At 49.0% G+C, this 24,044-nt stretch carries 14 protein-coding genes and 1 other annotated feature; all 14 genes read left to right on the top strand.

Annotation, left to right across the window (positions count from 1 at the left end):
* The first annotated feature begins 3 nt into the window (after positions 1–3).
* The 14 genes from DXA57_RS02565 (at position 4) to DXA57_RS02500 (ending at position 24,009) form a co-directional block, all read left to right on the top strand.
* The gene (locus DXA57_RS02565; RefSeq protein WP_117764328.1) at positions 4–840 is read left to right on the top strand and encodes a DUF975 family protein; all 837 of its coding nucleotides are present in this window, start codon (positions 4–6) and stop codon (positions 838–840) included.
* A gap of 206 nt (positions 841–1,046) precedes the next feature.
* Positions 1,047–2,333: a trigger factor gene (gene tig, locus DXA57_RS02560; protein WP_117764327.1), complete on the top strand. Its 1,287-nt coding sequence runs from the start codon at positions 1,047–1,049 to the stop codon at positions 2,331–2,333.
* 44 nt (positions 2,334–2,377) lie between these two features.
* Complete coding sequence (gene clpP, locus DXA57_RS02555; protein WP_117764326.1) at positions 2,378–2,959, top strand: ATP-dependent Clp endopeptidase proteolytic subunit ClpP; 582 nt, start codon at positions 2,378–2,380, stop codon at positions 2,957–2,959.
* A 101-nt stretch (positions 2,960–3,060) separates the two neighbouring features.
* Positions 3,061–4,374: an ATP-dependent Clp protease ATP-binding subunit ClpX gene (gene clpX / locus DXA57_RS02550; protein ID WP_117764325.1), complete on the top strand. Its 1,314-nt coding sequence runs from the start codon at positions 3,061–3,063 to the stop codon at positions 4,372–4,374.
* Positions 4,371–6,701 (top strand): endopeptidase La, encoded by a 2,331-nt coding sequence (gene lon, locus DXA57_RS02545; protein ID WP_117764324.1) that lies wholly within the window; start codon positions 4,371–4,373, stop codon positions 6,699–6,701. Before clpX ends, lon begins: the two co-directional genes overlap by 4 nt.
* Before the next feature lie 2 nt (positions 6,702–6,703).
* Complete coding sequence (gene yihA, locus DXA57_RS02540) at positions 6,704–7,297, top strand: ribosome biogenesis GTP-binding protein YihA/YsxC (RefSeq protein WP_117764323.1); 594 nt, start codon at positions 6,704–6,706, stop codon at positions 7,295–7,297.
* 45 nt (positions 7,298–7,342) lie between these two features.
* Positions 7,343–7,567, top strand: a binding site (T-box leader).
* A gap of 229 nt (positions 7,568–7,796) precedes the next feature.
* Positions 7,797–10,448, top strand: coding sequence for a valine--tRNA ligase (locus DXA57_RS02535; RefSeq protein WP_117764322.1), 2,652 nt, complete (start codon positions 7,797–7,799; stop codon positions 10,446–10,448).
* A gap of 68 nt (positions 10,449–10,516) precedes the next feature.
* The gene (gene addB, locus DXA57_RS02530) at positions 10,517–13,948 is read left to right on the top strand and encodes a helicase-exonuclease AddAB subunit AddB (protein ID WP_117764321.1); all 3,432 of its coding nucleotides are present in this window, start codon (positions 10,517–10,519) and stop codon (positions 13,946–13,948) included.
* The gene (addA, locus tag DXA57_RS02525; protein WP_117764320.1) at positions 13,945–17,715 is read left to right on the top strand and encodes a helicase-exonuclease AddAB subunit AddA; all 3,771 of its coding nucleotides are present in this window, start codon (positions 13,945–13,947) and stop codon (positions 17,713–17,715) included. Before addB ends, addA begins: the two co-directional genes overlap by 4 nt.
* Before the next feature lie 107 nt (positions 17,716–17,822).
* A complete protein-coding gene (locus tag DXA57_RS02520; protein ID WP_158571216.1) occupies positions 17,823–20,858 on the top strand; it encodes a GtrA family protein in 3,036 nt (1,011 codons plus the stop codon).
* Between the two features lie 155 nt (positions 20,859–21,013).
* Complete coding sequence (murB, locus tag DXA57_RS02515; RefSeq protein WP_117764318.1) at positions 21,014–21,934, top strand: UDP-N-acetylmuramate dehydrogenase; 921 nt, start codon at positions 21,014–21,016, stop codon at positions 21,932–21,934.
* Complete coding sequence (gene rapZ, locus DXA57_RS02510) at positions 21,931–22,788, top strand: RNase adapter RapZ (protein ID WP_117764317.1); 858 nt, start codon at positions 21,931–21,933, stop codon at positions 22,786–22,788. The genes murB and rapZ overlap by 4 nt, the downstream gene beginning before the upstream one ends.
* Positions 22,789–22,793: 5 nt before the next feature.
* Complete coding sequence (gene whiA, locus DXA57_RS02505; protein ID WP_117764316.1) at positions 22,794–23,750, top strand: DNA-binding protein WhiA; 957 nt, start codon at positions 22,794–22,796, stop codon at positions 23,748–23,750.
* Positions 23,751–23,754: 4 nt separating this feature from the next.
* Positions 23,755–24,009 (top strand): HPr family phosphocarrier protein, encoded by a 255-nt coding sequence (locus DXA57_RS02500; RefSeq protein ID WP_117764315.1) that lies wholly within the window; start codon positions 23,755–23,757, stop codon positions 24,007–24,009.
* The last annotated feature ends 35 nt before the right edge of the window (positions 24,010–24,044 follow it).

Raw genomic sequence — 24,044 nt, 5'->3', positions numbered from 1 at the left:
ACGATGAAGGCAATGTGGAACCGGATCGATTTAAAAGAACGGGCCAAAAATGTTCTTCGGGGCTGCTTCTGGTCGGCGGTTGTGGTGGCTCTGATCACAGGTATCCTTACAGGAAGCTTTTCCGGCGGCAGTTCCGGCAGAGGCCAGGTTCAGGAAACTACGTATAACAGCATCCAGGACAACGGTGGAAATATGGTAGGCTCTGCGACGGATCTGATCTTTGAAAATGCAAGACAGCCGCAGAATATTCTGGCACGGATCGCAGGTATGGGCTTTGGCGTGGTGATCCTTGGCATTGGCGTGACCATGGTGCTTTTTGGTTTTGCCTTTGGTGTTTTAGTTGGCAATCCCATCCAGGTGGGCTCCAGCCGTTTCTTCATGCAGGCCAGGGAAACGAGTAGCGGCATAGGGGAAGTGTTTTATGCTTTCCGCCAGAAAGAGTTCTGGAATGTCGTGCTGATCATGTTCGTGATGAATGTGAAGATCTTTCTCTGGGGACTTCTTTTTGTGATCCCGGGCATTGTAAAATCCTATGAATATAAGATGATCCCCTATATTCTGGCTGAAAATCCGGGACTTTCCATGTCACGGGTCTTTGAACTGAGCCGGGAGATGACCATGAATGAAAAGATGGACATGTTTGTTCTGAATCTTTCCTTTATCCCCTGGTTCATCCTTTCCGCCTGCACCTGTGGCCTGGCAGGGATTTTCTGGGTAAATCCTTACATGTCTGCAACGGAGGCGGAACTTTATGCCGTTCTCCGGCAAAAGGTACAGGATTCCGGATTCTCTGACAGATATGAACTGCCCGGTTTTGGAGCGGAGCAGCCCATTTTTTGAAAAAAAGAGTGGCTTTTTCTTTTCACTTGTGCTATAGTATTAAAATGACTGTAAGTATGGAGAAGTCTGTCAAATCAGCACCATGGCACAGAGCAGGGGGAAAACCGCAGGTGCGGAACCCCATAATCATGCAGACCTGGCCGTATGGCTTGGGCGGATTGCCCGGGACTGCGAAAAACATAGAAACTTAGGAGGAAAAACACACCATGAGTTTACAGGTTGAAAAACTGGAAAAAAACATGGCGAAGCTGACCATCGAGGCTTCTGCCGAGGACTTTGAAAAAGCAATTCAGAAAGTATATCTGAAAGCCAGAGGAAAAATCAATATCCCGGGCTTCCGTAAAGGTAAAGCACCGCGTAAACTGATCGAGAAAATGTATGGCACAGGCGTTTTCTATGAAGATGCTGCCAACGATCTGATCCCGACTGCATATGCAGAGGCTCTGAAGGACTGCGATCTTGAGATCGTTTCCCGTCCGGAGATCAATGTGACTCAGATCGAAGCTGGAAAACCCTTCATCTTTACCGCAGAAGTTGCTGTAAAACCGGAAGTTACCCTTGGCGAGTACAAAGGCGTAGAGGTTGAGAAGAGCGATGTTGAGGTAACTGAGGAAGACATCAACAAAGAGGTTGACAAGGAGAGAGAGAACAACTCCAGAACCATCGATGTAGATGACAGAGCAGTTGAGAACGGAGACATCATCAAGCTTGACTTTGACGGTTCCGTAGACGGTGTTCCTTTCGAGGGCGGCAAAGCTGAGAACTATACTCTGACCATCGGTTCCGGAAGCTTCATCCCGGGCTTTGAGGATCAGCTGATCGGCACCAAGATTGGTGAGGAGAAAGACGTTACCGTTACTTTCCCGGAGGACTATCATGAGAAGAGCCTTGCAGGAAAAGAAGCCGTATTCAAATGCAAAGTAAATGCAATCTCTGTAAAAGAGCTTCCGGAAGCAGATGACGAGTTTGCAAGCGAAGTTTCCGAGTTTGAGACCCTTGCTGAGTACAAAGAGGATATCAAGAAGAAACTGACCGAGAAGAAAGAGAAAGCAGCAAGAGCAAAGAAAGAGGCTCAGGCAATCGAGAAAGCAGTAGAGAATGCCACCATGGAGATCCCGGATGCCATGATCGACACCCAGGTTCAGAGCATGATGGAGGACTTCGCAAGAAGAATGCAGTCTCAGGGTCTTTCCCTGGAGCAGTACTTCCAGTTCACCGGCATGGATGTAAAGAAAATGCATGACCAGATGAAACCGGAAGCTCTGAAACGTATTCAGAACAGCCTGGTTCTTGAGGCTGTAGCAAAAGCAGAAAACATCGAAATTTCCGATGAGAAGGTAGATGAGGAGATCGCAAAGATGGCTGAGGCTTACAAGATGGAAGTCGAGAAGCTGAAAGACCTGATCGGCGAGTCCGAGAAAGATCAGATGAAGAAAGACCTGGCTGTACAGGCTGCTGCAGATCTGATCGCAGACGCTGCAAAAGAGGCGTAAGAGACATCTGCCTGCGGAAGTTCCCGGAAAGGAGATTCTTCGAAATGAGCTTAGTACCTTATGTCATTGAACAGACCAGCCGCGGCGAGAGAAGCTACGACATTTATTCCAGACTTCTGAAGGACAGAATCATTTTCCTGGGCGAGGAGGTTACGGACGTCAGTGCCAACCTGATCGTTGCCCAGCTTCTGTTCCTGGAAGCGGAGGATCCTGGAAAGGATATTCATTTGTATATCAACAGTCCTGGCGGCTCTGTTTCAGCAGGACTGGCAATTTATGACACGATGCGTTATATCAAATGCGACGTGTCAACCATCTGCCTTGGTATGGCAGCCAGCATGGGAGCATTTCTCCTGGCAGGCGGCACCAAGGGCAAACGGTTTGCTCTGCCCAATGCAGAGATCATGATTCACCAGCCCTCAGGCGGAGCGCAGGGGCAGGCGACAGATATCAAGATCGTATCTGATCACATCATCGCCACAAGGAAAAGGCTGAATGAGCATCTGGCAGCCAATACCGGCCAGCCGCTTAGCGTCATCGAGGTGGATACCGAGCGTGATAACTACATGAGTGCAGAAGAGGCCAAAGCATACGGTCTCATCGACAGTGTTATCACAAATCACTAAAAGATAAGCGTGAGGGGATGTTACGTTCAGCAACATCCCCTCATGTTCGTTGATAAGTTTTGAAGAAAACTGCTTAACAGTAGGTATGAGGTGGAAATTCTATGGCAGGAAAATATGGAGAACATAACAAAGTAAGATGTTCTTTTTGTAATAAATCAGAGGATCAGGTGAGAAAACTCATCGCCGGTCCGGAAGGCGTCTATATCTGCGACGAGTGTATTGAGATCTGCGCAGAGATCATGGATGAAGAACTGGATGAATATTATGAGCAGGATGAGAAACAGAGCGGCATCAATCTGATGAAGCCCAAGGAGATCACTGCTTTTCTGGATGATTATGTCATTGGTCAGGAGGAAGCAAAAAAAGCCCTGGCTGTGGCTGTTTATAATCATTATAAAAGAATCACCGTTGGCAAACGTGTGGACGGGGTGGAGCTGCAGAAGAGTAACATCCTGATGCTGGGACCTACCGGTTCAGGTAAGACTCTGCTGGCTCAGACCCTGGCAAAAATGCTGAATGTACCCTTTGCCATTGCAGATGCGACCACTCTGACGGAAGCCGGATATGTGGGTGAGGATGTGGAGAATATCCTCCTGAAGCTGATCCAGGCTGCAGACTATGATATCAAGCGGGCCGAGTACGGAATCGTTTATATCGATGAGTTTGACAAGATCACGAGAAAATCAGAAAACGCATCCATCACGCGTGATGTGTCCGGTGAGGGCGTACAGCAGGCATTGCTGAAGATCCTGGAAGGTACAGTAGCTTCCGTGCCGCCACAGGGTGGAAGAAAGCATCCGCATCAGGAGCTTCTTCAGATCGATACCACCAATATCCTTTTCATCTGCGGCGGAGCTTTTGAGGGTATGGAAAAGGTCATCGAGGCACGTCTGGATCAGAAGGAGATCGGTTTTAATTCTGCGATCAACGATAAGAGAGGTCATAACGTAGGTGAGATCCTGCGCCAGGTCCTTCCGCAGGATTTCGTAAAATTCGGAATGATCCCTGAGATCATCGGCCGTGTGCCGATGGTGGTTTCTCTGGATCAGCTGGATCGGGATGCACTGATCCGTATCCTGAAAGAGCCGAAAAACTCCATCATCAAGCAGTATCAGAAGCTTTTTGAGATGGATGGCGTGGAGCTTTCCTTTGCAGATGATGCGGTTGAGGAAGTGGCAGATAAGACGCTTGAGCGAAAGACAGGAGCCAGAGGCCTCCGTGCCATTATGGAAAAGGCCATGCTGGATATCATGTACACGCTGCCTTCCGATGAGAATGTAGAGAGTTGTCTGATCACGAAGGATGTGATTGACGGAAGCGGCGAACCGGTGCTGATGTACAGCGATGACAGCAAGCTGCCTTCCACAAAAACGAAAAAAAGCAAAAAAGATAAAGAGATTGAGGAAACTGCATGAGTGAACTGATCAAAAACATACCGGTTGTAGCTCTTCGTGGAATGACGATCCTGCCTTCCATGATCACACATTTTGACATCAGCCGGGAGAAATCAGTCAAAGCGGTGGAAGCTGCCATGCTCCGTGACCAGAGGCTGGTAGTTTTGACCCAGAAATCTCCGGAAACACAGGATCCGGGAATGAAAGATCTTTATAAGATCGGTACCCTGGTGACCGTAAAGCAGATCATGAAGCTGCCACAGAATATTTTCCGTGTGCTTGCGGAAGGTCTGGAACGGGTGGAAGTGATGGATCTGGATGTGGCGGACGGCTGTCTTGTGGCAGATGCCGCCACTTTTTCGGAAGAAGAACTGGCACTTCCTGATGAGAAAAACCAGGAGGCTATGGTTCAGACTCTGCGGACCATTTTTCAGGATTATTGTCAGGCGAACAGTAAGATCAGCCGGGAAACGGCGCTTCAGATCATGGAACAGACCGATCTTCAGAAAATGGTGGATCAGATCGCTGTGAACATTCCTGTGTTTTATGAGGAAAAACAGAAGCTTCTGGAAGCAGTGGATCTGACCGAGCGTTTTGAGCAGCTTTCTGTTCTTCTGGAAAATGAGATCCAGGTCATGAACATTAAGACGGAGATCCAGGAGAAGGTCAAAGCCCGCATTGACAAAAATCAGAGAGAATACATTCTCCGGGAGCAGCTGAAAGTGATCCGTGAGGAACTGGGAGAAGATACCACAGGAGCCGAAGCAGAGCATTTTAAAGCGGAAACAGAAAAGCTGGAAGCTTCAGCTGAGGTAAAAGAGCGCATCGAAAAAGAAATCGAACGCTTTAAAAATGCCGGAAACAATTCTGCCGAAAGTTCTGTGATCCGTGGTTATATCGAGACACTTCTGGAGCTTCCCTGGGACAAAGAATCCAGGGACAATATGGATCTTTCCAACGCCAGAGAGATTCTGGAGGAGGATCATTACGGTCTGGAGAAGGTCAAGGAACGAGTCCTGGAATTTCTGGCTGTCCGCACCCTGACCAAAAAAGGTGACAGCCCGATCATCTGTCTGGTGGGTCCTCCGGGAACCGGTAAAACGTCCATCGCCCGTTCGATCGCCAGAGCACTGAATAAAAAATATGTCCGGATCTGTCTGGGCGGTGTCCGTGACGAGGCAGAGATCCGCGGTCACAGAAGAACCTACATAGGAGCTATGCCGGGCCGTATCGTCAATGGCATGAAGCAGGCAGGAGTGAAAAATCCGCTGATGCTTCTTGATGAGATCGACAAGGTGAGCAGTGATTACAAGGGGGATACCTCATCTGCCCTTCTGGAGGTTCTGGATTCCGAACAGAACAATAAGTTCCGGGATCATTATGTGGAGCTTCCCATTGATCTTTCTGAGGTTCTTTTCCTTGCCACGGCCAATGATGTACAGACCATTCCGCGGCCGCTTCTGGATCGTATGGAACTTATTGAAGTATCCAGTTATACGGAAAATGAAAAACTGCACATTGCAAAAGAGCATCTTTTGGAGAAACAGATTGAGAAAAACGGTCTTACCGACTATGATTTTTCCATTTCGGACAAAGCAATGAAAAAGCTCATTTCCTCTTATACCAGAGAGGCCGGTGTCCGGAATCTGGAGCGGAAGATCGGAGAGATCTGCCGGAAAGCAGCCAGAGAGTTTCTGGAGGATGGCAAAGAAAGCATCCGTGTGACAGAAACCGGCCTGAAAAGCTATCTCGGCAAGGAGCGTTATACGGTCAACCGTCTGAATGAAGAAGATGATATCGGTATCGTCCGTGGTCTGGCCTGGACCAGCGTCGGTGGTGATACCCTGGAGATCGAGGTCAATATCATGCCCGGAAAAGGTGAACTTCTGCTCACCGGTCAGCTGGGAGACGTGATGAAGGAATCTGCTATGGCAGGGATCAGCTACATCCGTTCGGTCAGCCGGGAGTACGGCATTGAGGATAACTTTTTCAAGGAAAATGATATCCATATCCACATTCCGGAAGGAGCCGTTCCCAAGGACGGACCCTCCGCCGGAATCACAATGGCCACAGCCATGACCTCTGCCATCACGAAGCTTCCGGTACGTGCCGATATTGCGATGACCGGAGAGATCACCCTTCGGGGAAGAGTACTTCCCATCGGCGGCCTGAAGGAAAAACTGCTGGCAGCGAAAAATGCAGGCATCCGCCTGGTTCTGGTGCCTGAGAAAAACCGGCCGGATGTAGCGGAGATCTCTGCAGAGATCAAGAGAGGACTGGAGATCCGCTTTGTATCCCAGATGGATCAGGTACTGAAGGCTGCTCTTGTGAAAAATTCGGAGAACTGATTATGATTATAAAAAATGTGACACTGGAAACGGTCTGCGGTATTACAAGCCCCCTTCCGAAAAACGAGCGTATGGAGGTGGCCTTTGCCGGAAAATCCAACGTAGGAAAATCTTCCATGATAAATGCCCTTATGAACCGGAAGGCTCTGGCGCGTACCAGTTCCCAGCCGGGCAAGACCCAGACCATCAATTTTTACAATGTCAATGATGAAGTCTATCTGGTGGATCTTCCGGGCTACGGCTATGCAAAGGTTTCTCAGACAGAAAAGGAAAAGTGGGGAAAGCTCATCGAGAATTATCTTCACAAATCTTCCGTGCTGAAAGCCGTTTTTCTGCTGATCGATATCCGTCATGAGCCGTCTGCCAACGATAAGCTGATGTATGACTGGATCGTAAGCAACGGTTTTGATCCTGTGATCATCGCCACCAAACTGGACAAGATCAAACGGAGCCAGACCCAGAAACAGCTAAAGCTGGTCCGGACCGGTCTCGGCGTCAAACCGGGGACTGTGATCATTCCTTTCTCTGCCGAGACCAAGCAGGGAAGAGATGAGATCTGGGCGTATATCGAAGGACTGATGAAAACTCCCTCTTGACAAATGAAAAATCCTCGGCTATGATACAGACTATAGCGAAAAAAGAAAAAGGTTGTGAGAAAGAGGAGTACATACCAGAGCACCGCCAGAGAGAGATTCCCGACAGGCTGAGAGGAATCTGAAGGAAAGCAGGTATGGAAGGTAGCTTTTGAACCGGCAGGCTGAACGTTGCAGTAAGTCTTCCCGTCCGATCCACGTTAAAAGATCCCTGAGATATGCGAGAAAGACAAGCATAAGAAAAGGTGGTACCGCGAGACATTCGCCCTTTGCACACAAACTGTGTGCAGAGGGCTTTTCTTTTTGCGCGTTAGGCATGAGCAATGCCGAAAGCCATGCGAGCGTGCAAAAGCTGCTTGCAGATTTTTGCACGTTTGAATGGCTTTTGATAGGGCGACGCCCGCGACTGAGGTTTTGCAAAGCAAAACCGAAGTGTACCGCATGCCGGCGGTTCTCCCTCCACATTTCCTCACAGCCCACCAAAACGAAAGGAAAGAATCCCATGAACAAAGAACTGGCAAAAACCTATGATCCAAAGGGCATAGAAGACCGTCTTTACCAGAAATGGCTGGACAAAAAATATTTTCATGCAGAAGTAGACAGAAGCAAGAAACCATTTACCATTGTGATGCCGCCGCCAAATGTAACCGGTCAGCTGCATATGGGTCACGCACTGGATAACACCATGCAGGATATCCTGATCCGTTATAAGAGAATGCAGGGCTACAACGCACTGTGGCAGCCGGGAACAGACCATGCAGCCATCGCCACAGAGGTAAAGGTTACCGAGAAACTGCGTGAGCAGGGTATTGACAAAGAAGCGATCGGTCGTGAGGAATTCCTCAAACATGCCTGGGCCTGGAAAGAAGAGTACGGCGGAAAGATCATCAATCAGCTGCATAAGCTGGGTTCCTCCGCTGACTGGGACAGAGAGCGTTTCACCATGGATGAGGGCTGTTCCAAAGCCGTAGAGGAAGTTTTTGTACGCCTTTATGAGAAAGGCTATATTTACAAAGGTTCCCGTATCATCAACTGGTGTCCGGTCTGCCAGACCTCCATTTCCGATGCTGAGGTAGAGCATGAGGATCAGGATGGTTTCTTCTGGCACATCAATTATCCCATCGTAGGTGAGGAGGGTAAATTTGTAGAGATCGCGACAACCCGTCCGGAGACCTTGCTTGGTGATACGGCAGTAGCTGTCAATCCGGATGATGAGCGTTACCAGCATCTCATCGGAAAAATGCTGAAGCTGCCGCTGACAGACCGTGAAATCCCGGTGGTTGGTGACTTCTATGTAGACAAAGAATTCGGAACCGGCTGCGTAAAGATCACACCGGCTCATGACCCCAATGACTTTGAGGTAGGAAAACGTCACAATCTGGAGGAGATCAACATCCTCAATGATGATGGAACCATCAATGAAAAAGGCGGAAAATATGCCGGTATGGATCGTTACGATGCCAGAAAAACCATGGTAGAAGACCTGAAAGCCCAGGGCCTCCTGGTAAAAGTTGTTCCCCACACCCATGCGGTAGGAACACATGACCGCTGCCATACGACAGTAGAGCCCATGATCAAACAGCAGTGGTTCGTAAAAATGGAAGAGATGGCAAAACCGGCTATCGAGGCAGTAAAATCCGGTAAACTGAAGTTTGTTCCGGAGCGTTTCGACAAGACGTATTTCCACTGGCTGGAGAATATCCATGACTGGTGTATTTCCCGTCAGCTCTGGTGGGGCCATCGGATCCCGGCTTATTACTGTGACGAGTGCGGAGAAGTTGTTGTAAGACGCGGCGGCGCACCGGATAAATGTCCGAAATGTGGCTGCACACATTTCAAACAGGATGAGGATACGCTGGATACCTGGTTCTCCTCTGCCCTGTGGCCCTTCTCCACACTGGGATGGCCGGATAAAACAGAGGATCTGGACTACTTCTTCCCCACAGATGTACTGGTAACCGGTTACGACATCATTCTTTTCTGGGTTATCCGTATGGTATTTTCTTCTCTGGAACAGACCGGAGAGGTTCCGTTCCACCACGTACTGATCCACGGACTGGTACGTGACAGCCAGGGAAGAAAGATGAGTAAATCTCTTGGAAACGGTATCGATCCTCTGGAGGTGATCGATAAATACGGCGCAGATGCCCTTCGTCTGACGCTGATGACAGGAAACGCACCGGGTAACGATATGCGTTTCTATTGGGACAGAGTAGAAGCAAGCCGTAATTTTGCCAACAAAGTATGGAATGCATCCCGTTTCATTATGATGAATCTGGAAAAAGCGGATGTTCCGGCAGAAATGGATCTCGATAACCTGACCAGTGCAGATAAATGGATCCTTTCCAAGGTCAACCATCTGGCAAAAGAGGTAACGGAGAATCTGGATAAATACGAGCTTGGTATTGCAGTTCAGAAGGTTTACGATTTCATCTGGGAAGAGTTCTGTGACTGGTACATCGAGATGGTGAAACCCCGTCTTTACAACGATGAGGATACCACCAAGGCTGCAGCACTCTGGACACTGAAAACCGTTCTTTCCAATGCCCTGAAGCTTCTTCATCCTTATATGCCTTTCCTTACCGAGGAGATCTACTGTACCCTTCGTCCGGAGGAAGAGTCTATTATGATCGCATCCTGGCCGGAGTATCAGGAGGCCTGGAACTTTGCAGCGGATGAAACAGCCATTGAGACCATTAAGGAAGCTGTTCGTGCCATCCGTAATGTCCGCACCGGAATGAATGTACCGCCCAGCAAGAAAGCGAAGGTTTTCGTTGTATCTGAGGATGAGGCAGTCCGGGAGATTTTTGAGAATGGTAAAGTATTCTTCGCAACCCTGGGATATGCCAGCGATGTGACGGTACAGGCAGACAAAACAGGCATCGATGAGGATGCGGTTTCTGCAGTGATCCATAAAGCAACGATCTATATGCCGTTTGCAGAACTGGTGGATATCGAGAAAGAGATCGAGCGTCTGGAAAAAGAGGCAGAGCGTCTCACCAAGGAACTCGCACGTTCCAACGGCATGCTGAACAACGAACGGTTCATCAGCAAGGCGCCGCAGGCTAAGATCGATGAAGAAAAAGCGAAACTGACCAAATATACGGAGATGATGGCTCAGGTGAAAGAGCGCCTGGCACAGCTCACGAAATAACAGCAAGGAAGAAAAGAGCTTTATCGGCAAGTCTGCCGGTAAGGCTCTTCTTTCACAAGGAGAGATTTATGCCCCTTCAGTTTATCCTGGGAAGTTCAGGAAGCGGAAAATCCCGTTATCTTTATGAGACGGTGATCAAGGAATCCCTGGCTGCCCCGAAAGAAAATTTTCTGATTCTGGTACCGGAGCAGTTTACCATGGAGATCCAGAGAAATCTGACCGAGCTGCATCCGCGAAAAGGAATCTTAAATATTGACGTGTTGAGCTTTCAGCGTCTGGCACTCCGTGTTCTGGAGGATCTGGGAGCTGACCGGAGACGGATCCTGGAAGAGACCGGAAAAAATTTGGTGATCCGCCGGGCTGCCATGGAACACAGAAAAGAGCTCACGCTTTTAGGCGGAAGTATGGAGAAAAACGGCTATATCAGCCAGGTAAAATCCATGATCTCAGAGCTGGCCCAGTACCGGATCGAACCGGAAACTATGGACGGGATCCTGGAAAGCCTGAAAGATCAGCCAAGGCTTTATTATAAATGGAAAGACATCGGGATCCTTTATCATGCCTTTCAGGAACAGATGGCAAAAGAGTATGTGACGGCAGAAGAACTGCTTGAGGTGCTGGCAGAGCATGCCGGAGAATCACGGCTTCTTTCCGGCTGTACCATTGCACTGGACGGTTATACAGGCTTTACCCCGATCCAGCTTGCCTTACTGAAAAAACTTCTTCCGCTGGCAAAAAAAATTCAGGTGACTGTGACCGTTGATCCCCGCACGGACTGGGGAAGACAGGGAAAGATGCATGAGCTTTTTTATCTCAGCCAGAAGACCATACAGAGCCTTACGAACCTTTGTAAAGAAACGGGGACTGAGCTTCTGGAGCCGGTCATTCTCGGAAGGAGAGGCGTCCGGCGGTTTGAAGGACGGCCGGCACTTGCTTTTCTGGAAAGCCATCTGTTCCGTACGGGGAAAAGCTTTTTTGCAGGCGGAAGCTCTTATCCGGAAGATCCGTCGGAAGAAATCTCGATCCATGCGTGTGCGGATCCACGGGAAGAGGCGGAGTTTGCAGCCCGCACCATTCTTTCGCTCAGACAGGAAAAAGGACTTGCGTTCCGGGAGATTGCCCTGATTAGTGGTGATATGGAGACGTATGCAAGGGAGATCCGCAGGATCTTTCCAAAATACGGGATCCCCTGTTTTATCGATGAAACGAAGCGGGTTCTGCTGAATCCTTTTCTGGAATTTATAAAAGCGGCTCTGGAAATGCTGATCCGGGATTTCAGCTATGAAACCGTCTTTCGTTTTCTTCGTTGTGGTCTTCTGGACATTCACCAGGAGAGTCTGGATGATGTGGAAAACTATGTCCTGGCAGCCGGGATCCGGGGATATTCTAAGTGGAAAAAAGAATGGACGCAGGAGACCAGAAGCTTTTCCGGAGATGATCTGCCGCGGCTGAATGCCTTCCGTGAGGTTTTTCTGGAAAAAACGGAAGTCTATTGTGAAGCCATGCGTGGAAAAAAGCTCACCGTGCGTCAGCGGACGGAAAGCCTGTATCGCTTCATTGCCGGCGAAAAGCTTCAGCAGAAGCTTGCCGTAATGGAGGAGAATTTTGAAAAACAGGGTAAAATGGACGAGGCAAAGGTGTATCATCAGATCTACGGTACGGTCATCAGCCTGTTTGACAAAATGGTGGAATTTTTGGGCGACGAGATCATCAGTCTGAAGGATTATAAGGAACTTCTGGAAGCCGGTTTTGAAGACAGCCGGGTGGGGCTGATCCCGCCGTCTCTGGATGAAGTTCTGGTGGGAGATATGGAACGTACCCGTCTGAAAAATATTCAGGTACTGATCTTTCTGGGACTCAATGAAGGAATCGTTCCTTCTTCCGGTAAAGGAAGCGGTATTCTTTCGGAAGAAGAACGAAGTTTTCTGTCCGATCAGGGCGTGACACTGGCTCCTGGCATACGGGAAAACAGCTTTGTGGAACGCTTTTATCTCTATCTTCATCTCACCAAGCCTTCCAGGAGACTGTATCTGACTATGGCAAAGGCAGATCAGGAAGGAAAAGCCATGCGGCCCTCCTATGTAGTGGGGCGGCTGCAGAAGCTTTTTCTGAAGCTGACGGTGACCGATGAAGATGAGGACCGGTCCTTTAAAAAGAGAGTATGGACACCTGAGAATGGACTTTCCTGCCTGACAGAAGGACTTTTAAAGCTGAAAAACGGAGAGTTTTCACCGGAATTTCAGGAGCTTTATCTCTGGTACCGGAAGAATCCCGAATGGAAAGAAAAAGTGGATCGCCTTCTTCAGGCGGCTTTTTCAGGAGAGCAGGACTCCGGTATCGGAAGAGAGGCGGCAAAAGCTCTTTACGGCACGATACTGACCAACAGTGTGAGCCGTCTGGAGACCTTTGCTTCCTGCGCCTGTGAACATTTCCTGCGTTACGGACTCCGGCTCAGTGAACGGGAGACACTGGAATTTGCTCCCGTGGATATGGGAAATCTTTTCCACAAGGCACTGGAGCTTTTTTCGGAAAAGGTGGAAAAAAGCGATTGGACCTGGTTTGACCTGCCGGATGAAGAAGCGGAGAAGCTTACCGAGGAAGCGGTGGAAGAGGCGGCGGCCTTTATCCGGAGTCCCGGACTTAAGAAAGACAGCCGGAGTGCCTATGCCATAAAACGGATTCGCCGGATCATGGGACGGACGATCTGGGCCTTGCTGCTTCAGATCCGGAGCGGCCTGTTTGAGCCGGGAAACTTTGAGGTGCCTTTTTCTGCCATTGAAAATCTGAAAGCCGTCAACCTGGATCTGCCGGATGATACAAAAATGAAGCTCAAAGGCCGGATCGACCGCATCGATTACTGTGAAAATGAGGAAGAAGTTTTCGTAAAAGTGGTGGATTACAAGTCCGGGAACACGAAATTTGACCTGGCGGCCTTTTATTATGGCCTGCAGCTTCAGCTCATGGTTTATTTAAATGCGGCTCTGGAACTGGAACGCCGGACCAAAAAAGAAAAGCCGGTGATCCCGGCGGGGATCTTTTACTATCATGTGGAAGATCCGCTGCTGGAACTTTCCGGGGATGAGGATCCGGAAGAGATCCGGAAGCAGCTTCTGAAGGAACTGAAGGTCAACGGCCTGGTAAACAGCAGGGAAGAGATCGTCCGCTCCATGGACCGCTTTTTAAGTGGAAGCTCCAGTGTGATCCCTGTTTCAGTCAATAAGGACGGTTCTCTTGGAAAAGCCTCACGCACGGCTACTACAAAACAGTTTGCGGCCATGTCTGCCTATGCGGAAAAGAAAATGCAGGAGCTCGGAAGCGGGATACTGGAAGGAAGGGCAGAACGGCTTCCTTATGAGAGAAAGAACCAGACGGCCTGCGATTACTGCATATTCCGCAGCGTCTGTGGTTTTGATCAAAAGGATAAAAATATGAAATTCCGTCGGTTAGAGGAGCTGAGCGCGGATGAAGCACTGAAAAAGATTGAGGAGGAGATGAAATGAGTACGAACTGGACCCCTGACCAAAAGAAGGTCATTGACCTTCGAAACAGGAATCTTCTGGTCTCTGCGGCAGCAGGCTCCGGAAAAACGGCAGTTCTCATTGAGAGGATTTTAAGCCTGATCTCCGATCCGGTCCGTCCTGTGGATATTGATGAGCTCCTGGTCGTAACGTTTACCCGGGCAGCGGCAGGAGAGATGCGGGAGCGTCTGAATGCAGCCATTGAGAAAAAGCTTTCCGAAGGAGAAGAGGATGAGCACCTGACACGGCAGCTTACGCTGATCCAGAGTGCCCAGATCACCACCATCGACAGCTTCTGCAGCTACATCCTGAAAAATTATTTTCATGTCATTGGTCTGGATCCGAATTACCGGGTCATGGATGAGGGAGAGGGAAAGCTTCTCAGGACACAGGTGGTACAGGAACTGCTGGAGAGCCGTTTTGAGGAGGAAAGTCCGGAATTCCGGCATTTTGTAGAATGTGTGGCAACAGGAAAGAATGATCAGATCCTGGAGGATTCGATCCTCCGGCTCTACGAGTTTTCCATGAGCCATCCCTATCCGGAAAAGTGGCTGCAGGAATGCCTGGCAGTCTATTCGGCTGCCACCATGGAAGAATTTGAACAGTCTTCCTGGCTGGAAAGCTGGCTTCTTTCCGCAAGAGAACGGATCGAAGATCTGGAAGCCCTGCTGGAGACGGCACTGGTCATCTGTGGAGAACCGGGCGGTCCCTACATCTATGAACCGGCGATCGTTTCTGATCTTGAAAATTTTCAAAAACTCAAGGGAGCAGCGTCCTACCGGGAGCTTTATACGGCGATCCATTCCATGGAAAAATGGGCCAGACTTTCGTCCAAAAAGGATGAAACGATCCGGGAAAACAAGAAGAACCAGGTCAAAGCCATCCGGGAAGAAGTAAAAACGGAGATCAAAGCGCTTCAGGAAGAGTATTTTGCAGAAACTCCGGAAACCGAATTTAAAGATATGCAGGCGGCAGGCCGTCCCATGAAGGTTCTTGTGGAGCTGACGCTTGCTTTTATCAAAGCCTTTACGGAGGAAAAAAGGGTACGGAATCTCTGTGATTTCCACGATATGGAGCATCTGGCGCTTTCCATTCTGGTGGATGAGGAAGGAAAGCCTACGGATACGGCAAAAGAGCTTTCCGGCCGTTTTCGGGAGATCATGATCGATGAGTATCAGGACAGCAACCTGGTGCAGGAGGCCATTCTGACGGCAGTATCCAGAGTCCATGAAGGAATACGGAATATCTTTATGGTAGGAGATGTAAAACAGAGCATTTACCGTTTCCGTCTGGCAAGACCGGAGCTTTTTCTGGAAAAGTATGAAGCCTATACGCTGGATGATTCGGACTGCCAGCGTATTGATCTGAAGCAGAATTTCCGGAGCCGCAGGGAGATCCTGGCCTTTACCAATGAGATCTTCCGGGAGATCATGCGGGAAAATCCGGGAAAAATTCTTTATACGGCAGAAACCGCCCTTTATCCGGGCGCTGTTTATCCGGAAACGGAACCGCTTGCTCAACGGCCGGAGCTCCTTCTGCTGGATCTTGATGAAGAAGAAAGCCTGGTGGAGCAGCTCCGGATGACACCGGGGGAACTGGAAGCAGAGATGACCGGTCAGCGGATCTTACGGATGGTCGGCAAAGAAGAGATCTTTGATAAGACCACGGGTGGCATGCGGAAAGTGGAATTTAAGGATATCGTGATCCTGTTCCGTTCTCCGGCTGCTTTTGCTGAGAGTTACGGAAAAGTGCTGGAATCCATGGGAATCCCGGTTTACGTAGGTACCAGAAGCGGATATTTTTCTGCCAGAGAGGTACAGGTAGTCTTATCTCTGCTCAAGATCATCGATAATTCCAGCCAGGATATTCCGCTGGCGGCGGTGCTGCTCTCCTCTATCGGCGGTTTCTCCAAAAAAGAAACGGCTCTCATCAAGAGCAGCGCGGGAGAAGAAAAGACCTTTCATGAGAGCTGCCGCTGGTATCTGGAAAACGGAGAGGATGAGAAGCTTTGCAAAAAACTGCAGGATTTTTATGCAATGCTGGAGGACTTCCGGCAGCAGGCGGCGTTTACGCCAATCCATGAACTGCTCTGGTATCTTTTTGATGTGACAGGCTATGCAGAAGAAGCGGCAGCGATGCCGGCGGGAGAACAGCGTGCCCAGAACCTGAACATGCTGGTGCAGAAGGCCTGGGATTATGAGAAGACAAGCTACCGGGGGCTTTTCAATTTCATCCGTTATATTGAAAACCTTCAGAAATATGATGTGGATTACGGAGAAGCCAGGAGTCTGGGAGAAAACCGGAACGTTGTCCAGATCATGAGCATCCACAGAAGCAAGGGACTGGAATTTCCGGTCGTCTTCCTTGGTGGACTGGAAAAGCAGTTTAACCGGATGGATACCAGAAGCAGAATGGTGTTGGATGCAGATCTTGGCATTGGTTTTGATATGGTGGATCCTGTGCTGCGGATCCGCCGGACGACTCTTTTCAAGCGCTGTATCCAGGCAAAACTCAACGATGACAATCTGGGAGAAGAAATCCGTGTGCTCTATGTGGCACTGACCCGTGCAAGGGAAAAACTGATCCTGACAGGCGCCGTTTCCGGTCTGGAGAAAAAAGTGGAACGCTGGTGTCAGAGTGCATTTCCGCAGAAATACGGCCTTTCCTATCAGAAGCTTTCCGGCGCCGGCGGTTATCTCGATTTTCTGATGCCTGTGCTTTTCAAATATGAAAGTGCGGAGGCTTTTCTGACAAAGCTTGGATATGAACGGGTCTTCCGGAAAGAAGAAGATCCGGTCTGGAGTACGCCGTTTTCCCTCCAGAGAGTGACGGTACAGGAGCTTCTGGCCGGCGGTGTCACACAGGAAGCGGAAAAAGCACTGGATCTTCAATGGCTGAATTTGCTTCGGCCGGATGAGATCTATGAGCCAGAGTTTCATGCGATCCTGGAAAAGCGCATGAAAGAAGAAAAGAACGGTCCGAGGATCCCGGTCAAGCTGACTGTTTCCCAGCTGAAACGGCAGAGCGAAACAGAACTTCAGGAGGAAAGTGAGGTTCTCTACGAAAACGGACCGGAAGAAGAAAAGGACTGGAGCACTGACTGGCTGGTTCCGGCAGAGAATGCCAGAAAAATGAACAAAAGCCCGGAAAGTACAGAGATCGTGGAAGAGGTTCTTCCGGAGGTGGATGAGATCATTCCGGAGTTTTTGAAAGAAAAAGCACCTGTCCGGGGAGCAGCCAGAGGAACAGCCTATCATATTTTCCTGCAGTATCTGGACTTTAACCGGGCGGAGAGCCTGGCGGAAGTCAGAGAGCAGCTGAGGGAACTGAAAGCCAAAGGAAGACTGACGGAAGAGGAAGCCGCCTGTATTGACTGCCGGAGGATCCGGAAGCTGGCAGGAGGAGCTCTTGGAAAACGGATGGCGAAGGCGCAGCGGGAAGGCTGTCTTTTCCGGGAACAGCATTTTATTTATGCGATCCCGGCTGACAGGGTCTATCCGGAGGCGGAAAAGGAGCGCACACTTCTGATCCAGGGTGTGGTGGATGCTTATTTTGAAGAAGCAGACGGGCTGATCCTTGTGGATTATAAGACCGACCGCGTGGAAAAAGGTGCGGAAGAGGAACTTTTGCAGAAATATGCTCCGCAGCTGAATTATTATACGGAAGCACTGGAACAGCTCACCGGCCGGAAAGTAAAGGAAAAGATCCTCTATTCACTTCATCTTCAGAAAGAGTTAAGGGAAAACTAATTGCTTTTTAATAGGAAGGAAGGTATACTAAGAACAGTTTTTGCTGCTGTCCGGAGACATTTGTGTGATGTTTCTGGATGGCAGCAGTATGTAAGAGAGGTATCAAGATGACAAACTGGATAAAAAAACTGTTTCAGAACCAGGCCATCCGCTATATCTTTTTCGGCGGATGCACGACCCTTGTGAATCTGGTTTCCTATGCTGCTTTCCGGCATTTTCTGGGAATCGATATTACCGTTGCCAACTTTCTCTCCATTTCTTTGTCTATTTTGTTTGCCTATGTGGTGAACAAGCTCTTTGTCTTTGAGAGTCGGACCAGGGGAATACGGGAGCTTCTGGTGGAAGCCGGACAATTCATCGGCATGCGGTTAAGTACCATGTTTATCGAGATTTTCGGCGTGGTGATCCTCTGCTGTGTATTTGGTGTACCGGATATGATCGGTAAACTCCTGATCCAGGTGGTGGTACTGGTACTGAACTATGTGTTCAGCAAATGCTTTGTATTTAAAGAAAAAGAAACAAAGACGGAACTTACACAGGAAGAGCTTCTTCAGGAAAAACGCATCCGCCGGTGTGCGGCGTTTGGCTTTGCGATTCCGGCTGTTGTGGTGGCAGTGAGTTTTGCAGTCAATCTGGTCTATCCCTTTGGGGACCATGGCGTTCTGATCATCGATTCTCTTCATCAGTATCTGCCTTTTTTTACGGAATTTCATGAGAAGCTGGTGAATAACGAGAACTTCCTCTATTCCATGGGAGGTGGTCTTGGTTTTAATTTCTGGGCCACCATCGCTTATTATCTGGCAAGTCCGATGAACTTCTTGCTGGTTCTTTTCCCGAAGCGGAATATGATGGATGTCATGGCACTTTTTATCGTCCTGAAGCTTGGACTCTGCGGCGGCACCTTCAGCTGGTATCTGGCTTATAAGGAAAAAGGGAAAAGCTATTTCCCGGTGCTCTTTGGTACGATGTATGCACTCAGCAGCTTCATGATCGGTTATTATTTTAATCTCATGTGGTTTGACAGCATTGCCATGCTGCCGCTGATCATGCTCGGTATTGAACGGATCGTAAAAGGCGGAAACGGGAAACTGTTCTGCGTCTCCCTCTTTTATGCCCTGTACTGCAATTATTACATCGGTTTCATGCTCTGCCTGTTTTCCTGCTTTTATCTGCTGGTACAGTGGATCAGCGCGAAAGGACTGACGGTAAAAAGCTTTTTCACCAGTGCCTTCACGTTTGGCTGGTATGCACTGCTTTCCGGCGGGATGGCGGCCATCATGCTGGTTCCCGCTTTTCTGGGACTGGGGATCACCGAATCGGCGGAAAACAAATTTCCGTGGCCGCCGAAGTTTTATCTTCACGATGCGTCTCAGCTGACCAGTCAGTTTGCCTTTGTGGATCCGATCAACATTGCAGATCATCAGTATGAGCTGAACGCTTTCTGCGGCGTACTGACCCTGGTACTGGCAGTGCTCTTTCTTCTGGATCAATATGTGAGCCTCCGGGAACGGATCGCCAAGACGGCACTTTGCGTCCTTCTGTTTCTGAGCTTTGATACGAATGTGCTGAATTTCGTCTGGCACGGTTTTCATACCCAGAACGGTCTGCCGAACCGTTTTGCTTTCCTTTATATTGCCATGCTTCTTATCATGGCACATCAGGCACTCTGGCACGTCAGATATCTTTCCGGTACGAGAGTGCTTCTTGCGGCTGCGGTCCCGTTGGCATTCACCGGGTATTCTTGGTGGACGGGGCTTGGCGAACGGGAATTTTACGTTTATCTGTCAACGGAGCTTTTGCTTACCGTCTATGGAGTTCTTCTTCTTTTTTACGGGCTGGTGAGAAAAGCAAGGGAAGAACAGCTGTTTAAAAAAGTCCTGATCTTCCTTGGAGTGGCGGAGATGACGGCTACCGCTGTCTACGGGGTCTGCATGAACGGGACAGTCAGCCGTCAGACGTATCTGGATGACCAGATCGCCTATGAAAAACTGATGGCGAGAAATGAAGACGGCAGCAGCTTCTACCGGAGTGATATCGACAGCACCCGTATGAGAAATGCGGATATGTTCATGGGAGGAGACGGCGTCATGCTTTTTTCTTCCACGATGCCGGCAGCTACCGTAGATCTTTGTAAGGCTCTTGGCATGGAGGCCAGGACAAACAAGAGTGGTTACGTTGGGCTGACCAAACTCTTTAACGATATTTTCGGTGTCAAATATGTGGAATCCAAGACCATTACGGATCGGCTTTATCAGATGGAACAGGTGGATTATGAAGAACCACTGGCTCTTTATCGCAATGACAATGCGCTTTCCATCGGTTTTCTGGTGGATTCCGATATCAAGGACTGGGATATTGACAGCGGAAGTGCAGCAGATGTCCAGAATCAGTTTGTAGCCCTTGCAGTCAATGAGGGACCGCTTTATACGTTGAATCAGAGCATCGAGATGACAGACGGCGGAAGCTATGACATTGTGATCCCGGCAGGCATGCAGGCTTATCTGCAGGTGACCAGAAAGACAGAAAAGATCACGGTCTCCACGCCGGATTATACGAAATCCTATGATAAATACAACGATCATCTGTATGATCTTGGCTGTTTTGATGAGGATGAGCTGGCCACCGTGACCTGCGAGTTCAGTGACGGTCAGGAAGGCAGTGTGACAGCCAATGTCTATATCTGCTCCAACGAGGAGTATGAGCTGGTTCATGAAAAACTGGCTTCCTCCCAACTGGTGACAGACAGTGAAGACGGCCGTTATTATGTGACTGACGGAAAAATCCGCGGCACGATCCAGGCGGATCAGGACGGAACGCTTCTCTTTTCCATTCCCTATGATACAGGCTGGAAGGTAAAGGTAGACGGAAAAACAGTAGAGACCTATGTCGTGGGCCGTGCACTTCTCGGGATCGATCTTACTGAGGGAAGTCATGAAATCTCTCTGGATTATACGGCTCCCGGACTCTGGGAGGGCACCATCTTAAGCGTGCTCTGCCTGGCACTGTTTTTCCTGACCCAGATTCTGGAAAATCAGCGGCGTCTCATACCGATTCCTGCTGAAGAAGGAATGGAAGCAGCGATTCCGGTGAGAAAAAGGGAAGAAGAGGAAACGGAAGAGCTTCTTTCTGAAGAAGAATCATAGGAATAGATAACAGAAAAGAACTGATATGGCACTCCGGTAGACTTCGGAGTGCCGTTCTTAATTTTATACTTGAAGAAATCCGTTTGTTGTTGTATGATGAGAGTCATGAAAACGCACAGGGCAGAGGTCTGCCCGTTTGCGGCAGGAGAATAAACATGAAAAGTGATCAGAATTTATTGGAGCGCCTGCGCCGGGCAGCCGGCAGCGGGGAAGTAGTCACAGAGGAGCTCATGAGTCGTCATACCACCTTTCGGATCGGCGGTCCGGCAGATTATTTTGTGACACCTCATACGAAAGAGGAAATCCGTCAGGTGATCCGGCTTTGCAAAGAGGAAGAGATCCCCTTTGCTGTTCTCGGAAATGGAAGCAATCTCCTGGTGGGAGACAAGGGGTTCCGGGGCGTTATCATTCAGCTGTTTAAGAATTTTTCCGATATCATCATAGAAGAGGAAACCATTTATGCCCAGTCGGGAGCGCTTCTGGTACGTCTGGCCAATCAGGCGGCGGAGCAGGGCCTGACCGGGCTTGAATTTGCCTCCGGTATCCCGGGAACCCTGGGGGGCGCAGTCGTTATGAATGCAGGCGCTTATGGCGGAGAGATGAAGGATGTCATCCTCTGGAGCGATGTTCTGACAGAGGACGGAGAGTTTTTAAGGCTTTCCGGAGAAGAACTGGAGCTGGGATACCGGACCAGTGTGATCCAGAAGAAACATTATTTTGTTCTGGGAGCTGCTCTTCGCCTGAAAAAGGGCGATCAGAACGAGATCCGTTCCGTGATGAAAGAGTTGAAGGAAAAGCGTGTGAGCAAGCAGCCGGTGGAATATCCGAGTGCAGGAAGCACCTTTAAACGGCCGGAAGGCTATTTTGCAGGAAAACTGATTATGGATACAGGGCTTCGGGGCTTCTCTGTCGGCGGAGCGCAGGTTTCCGAGAAGCATTGCGGTTTTGTTATCAACAAAGGCGGTGCCACTGCCGAAGAGGTACAGCTTCTGATGAAGGAAGTGGCTGACCGTGTGGAAGAAAAGTTCGGTGTCCGTCTGGAGCCGGAAGTGAAGATGTTGGGAGAATTTAAATGAAATTTGTCATTGTAACCGGAATGTCAGGAGCCGGAAAATCCACAGCCCTGAAAATGCTGGAGGATATGGGATACTTTTGTGTGGATAATCTTCCCATTGCTCTGCTTCCGAAATTTGCGGAGCTTGCCCATGCACCCGGAAGCGATATCAGCCAGGTGGCTGTTGGTGTAGATATCCGGAATGGCCGTTCTCTGGATGAGATGTCTTCCGTTCTGGAGCATCTGAAGGCCTCCGGTGTTGCCTATCAGATCCTTTATCTGGAAGCCAGTGATGAGGTTCTGGTCAAACGCTATAAAGAGACAAGAAGAACGCACCCTCTGGCGAAGCAGGGGCGTGTGGAAGACGGGATCCGTCAGGAAAGGGAAAAGCTTCTTTATCTGAAAGAAAATGCCACGTATATTCTGGATACCAGCCAGCTTCTTACCAGAGAATTGAAAAAAGCTCTGGAACAGATCTTTGCAGGAGAGAAGAACTTTAAGAACCTGATGATCACGGTACTGTCCTTTGGTTTCAAATACGGGATTCCAAGTGACTGCGATCTGGTATTTGATGTTCGTTTCCTTCCCAATCCCTACTATGTAGAGGGACTGAAATACAAGACTGGGAATGATAAAGAGGTACAGGATTTTGTTATGGGATATGAGCTTTCCCATACGTTTCTGGACAAGCTGGTAGATATGCTGGAATTTCTCATTCCCAATTATATACTGGAAGGAAAGAACCAGCTGGTCATCGGTATTGGCTGTACGGGCGGCAAACACCGTTCGGTGACTCTGGCAAACAAGCTTTTTGAAGCTCTGAGCAACTGCCCGGAGTATGGAGTCCGGCTGGAACACCGGGATGTGTCGAGGTGAAGGAAATGTCATTTTCCGGAGAAATAAAAGAGGAACTTTCACAGAAGGTCAGCACGGCCAGGCACTGCCAGATCGCGGAACTGGCAGCGATCATGGGTATGTGCGGCGGAGTGGTGATCACTAGCGGCGACCGTTACCGGGTAAAAATCCAGACAGACAGTCTGCCTGTGGCGAGAAAATGCTTTACATTATTGCAAAAAATATTTAATATAGAACCGGAGATCTCTATTCGGCAGCATCAGAAGCCTCAGAAGACCAGGATCTATACGATCCTGGTACCAGGACATGAGGATGCTCTGCGTGTGCTCCAGGCACTGAAGCTGATCGACGGACACATGGAGATCCGGGAAAACCTGACAGCGGCGGATAATATCCTGCTGCAGCGGACATGCTGTAAACGGGCATTTATCCGGGGAGCTTTTTTAAGCACCGGTTCCATGAGTGATCCGAAGAAAGCTTATCATTTTGAGATTGTCTGTTCCACAGAAGGCAAGGCAAGACAGATCCAGGAGCTCATAGACAGCTTTGATATGGATGCAAAAATAGTGTGCCGAAAGAAATATTTTGTGGTATACTTAAAAGAAGGTGCGCAGATCGTAGATTTGTTGAATGTTATGGAAGCACATGTCGCACTGATGGATCTGGAAAATGTACGTATCTTTAAAGAAATGAGAAATTCCGTAAATCGAAAAGTCAACTGCGAGACTGCCAATATTCATAAAACAGTCAGTGCAGCGGTCAAACAGATTGAGGATATTGAGTTTCTGAAGACAGCGGGCAGTTTTTCGGAACTGTCAGAGGAACTTTTGGAGACAGCGGGGATTCGTCTGGAAAATCCCGACGCATCTTTAAAAGAGCTTGGGCTTATGCATAACCCACCCATTGGAAAATCAGGAGTCAACCATAGATTAAGAAAACTAAGTAATTTGGCGGAAACGCTGAGAGGAAGTAAGGAGGAGTAATATTATGATTAAGAAACCAGTGATGATCCAAATCAGAAACGGTCTTGAGGCACGTCCGGTGGCACTGCTTGTACAGGTGGCCAGCCAGTATGACAGTGAGATTTATGTGGAAAGTGAAGAGCGCCATGTAAATGCGAAGAGCATTATGGGAATGATGACTCTGGGGCTGAATTATGGCGACAGTATTGTAGTTTCCGCCAATGGAACAGACGAAGAAGAAGCCATGAAGGAAATTGAGAAATATCTGAGTGGGAATTGATCAGATCAAAAAAACAAAAATCAAGGCTGTCGTAC

This window comes from Blautia sp. OF03-15BH (assembly GCF_003463065.1).
Classification (GTDB): Bacteria; Bacillota; Clostridia; order Lachnospirales; family Lachnospiraceae; genus Limivivens.
Note: the sequence above shows the minus strand (reverse complement) of the source record. Positions and strands in the feature narration are given on the sequence as shown.

What these genes read in the sequence shown, in the direction of transcription:
- rapZ (WP_117764317.1), top strand. Translation starts at nt 21,931, where the DNA reads ATGAAATTTGTCATTGTAACCGGAATGTCAGGAGCCGGAAAATCCACA.
- whiA (WP_117764316.1), top strand. Translation starts at nt 22,794, where the DNA reads ATGTCATTTTCCGGAGAAATAAAAGAGGAACTTTCACAGAAGGTCAGC.
- DXA57_RS02535 (WP_117764322.1), top strand. Translation starts at nt 7,797, where the DNA reads ATGAACAAAGAACTGGCAAAAACCTATGATCCAAAGGGCATAGAAGAC.
- murB (WP_117764318.1), top strand. Translation starts at nt 21,014, where the DNA reads ATGAAAAGTGATCAGAATTTATTGGAGCGCCTGCGCCGGGCAGCCGGC.
- addA (WP_117764320.1), top strand. Translation starts at nt 13,945, where the DNA reads ATGAGTACGAACTGGACCCCTGACCAAAAGAAGGTCATTGACCTTCGA.
- DXA57_RS02500 (WP_117764315.1), top strand. Translation starts at nt 23,755, where the DNA reads ATGATTAAGAAACCAGTGATGATCCAAATCAGAAACGGTCTTGAGGCA.
- DXA57_RS02565 (WP_117764328.1), top strand. Translation starts at nt 4, where the DNA reads ATGAAGGCAATGTGGAACCGGATCGATTTAAAAGAACGGGCCAAAAAT.
- clpX (WP_117764325.1), top strand. Translation starts at nt 3,061, where the DNA reads ATGGCAGGAAAATATGGAGAACATAACAAAGTAAGATGTTCTTTTTGT.
- addB (WP_117764321.1), top strand. Translation starts at nt 10,517, where the DNA reads ATGCCCCTTCAGTTTATCCTGGGAAGTTCAGGAAGCGGAAAATCCCGT.
- lon (WP_117764324.1), top strand. Translation starts at nt 4,371, where the DNA reads ATGAGTGAACTGATCAAAAACATACCGGTTGTAGCTCTTCGTGGAATG.
- yihA (WP_117764323.1), top strand. Translation starts at nt 6,704, where the DNA reads ATGATTATAAAAAATGTGACACTGGAAACGGTCTGCGGTATTACAAGC.
- tig (WP_117764327.1), top strand. Translation starts at nt 1,047, where the DNA reads ATGAGTTTACAGGTTGAAAAACTGGAAAAAAACATGGCGAAGCTGACC.
- DXA57_RS02520 (WP_158571216.1), top strand. Translation starts at nt 17,823, where the DNA reads ATGACAAACTGGATAAAAAAACTGTTTCAGAACCAGGCCATCCGCTAT.
- clpP (WP_117764326.1), top strand. Translation starts at nt 2,378, where the DNA reads ATGAGCTTAGTACCTTATGTCATTGAACAGACCAGCCGCGGCGAGAGA.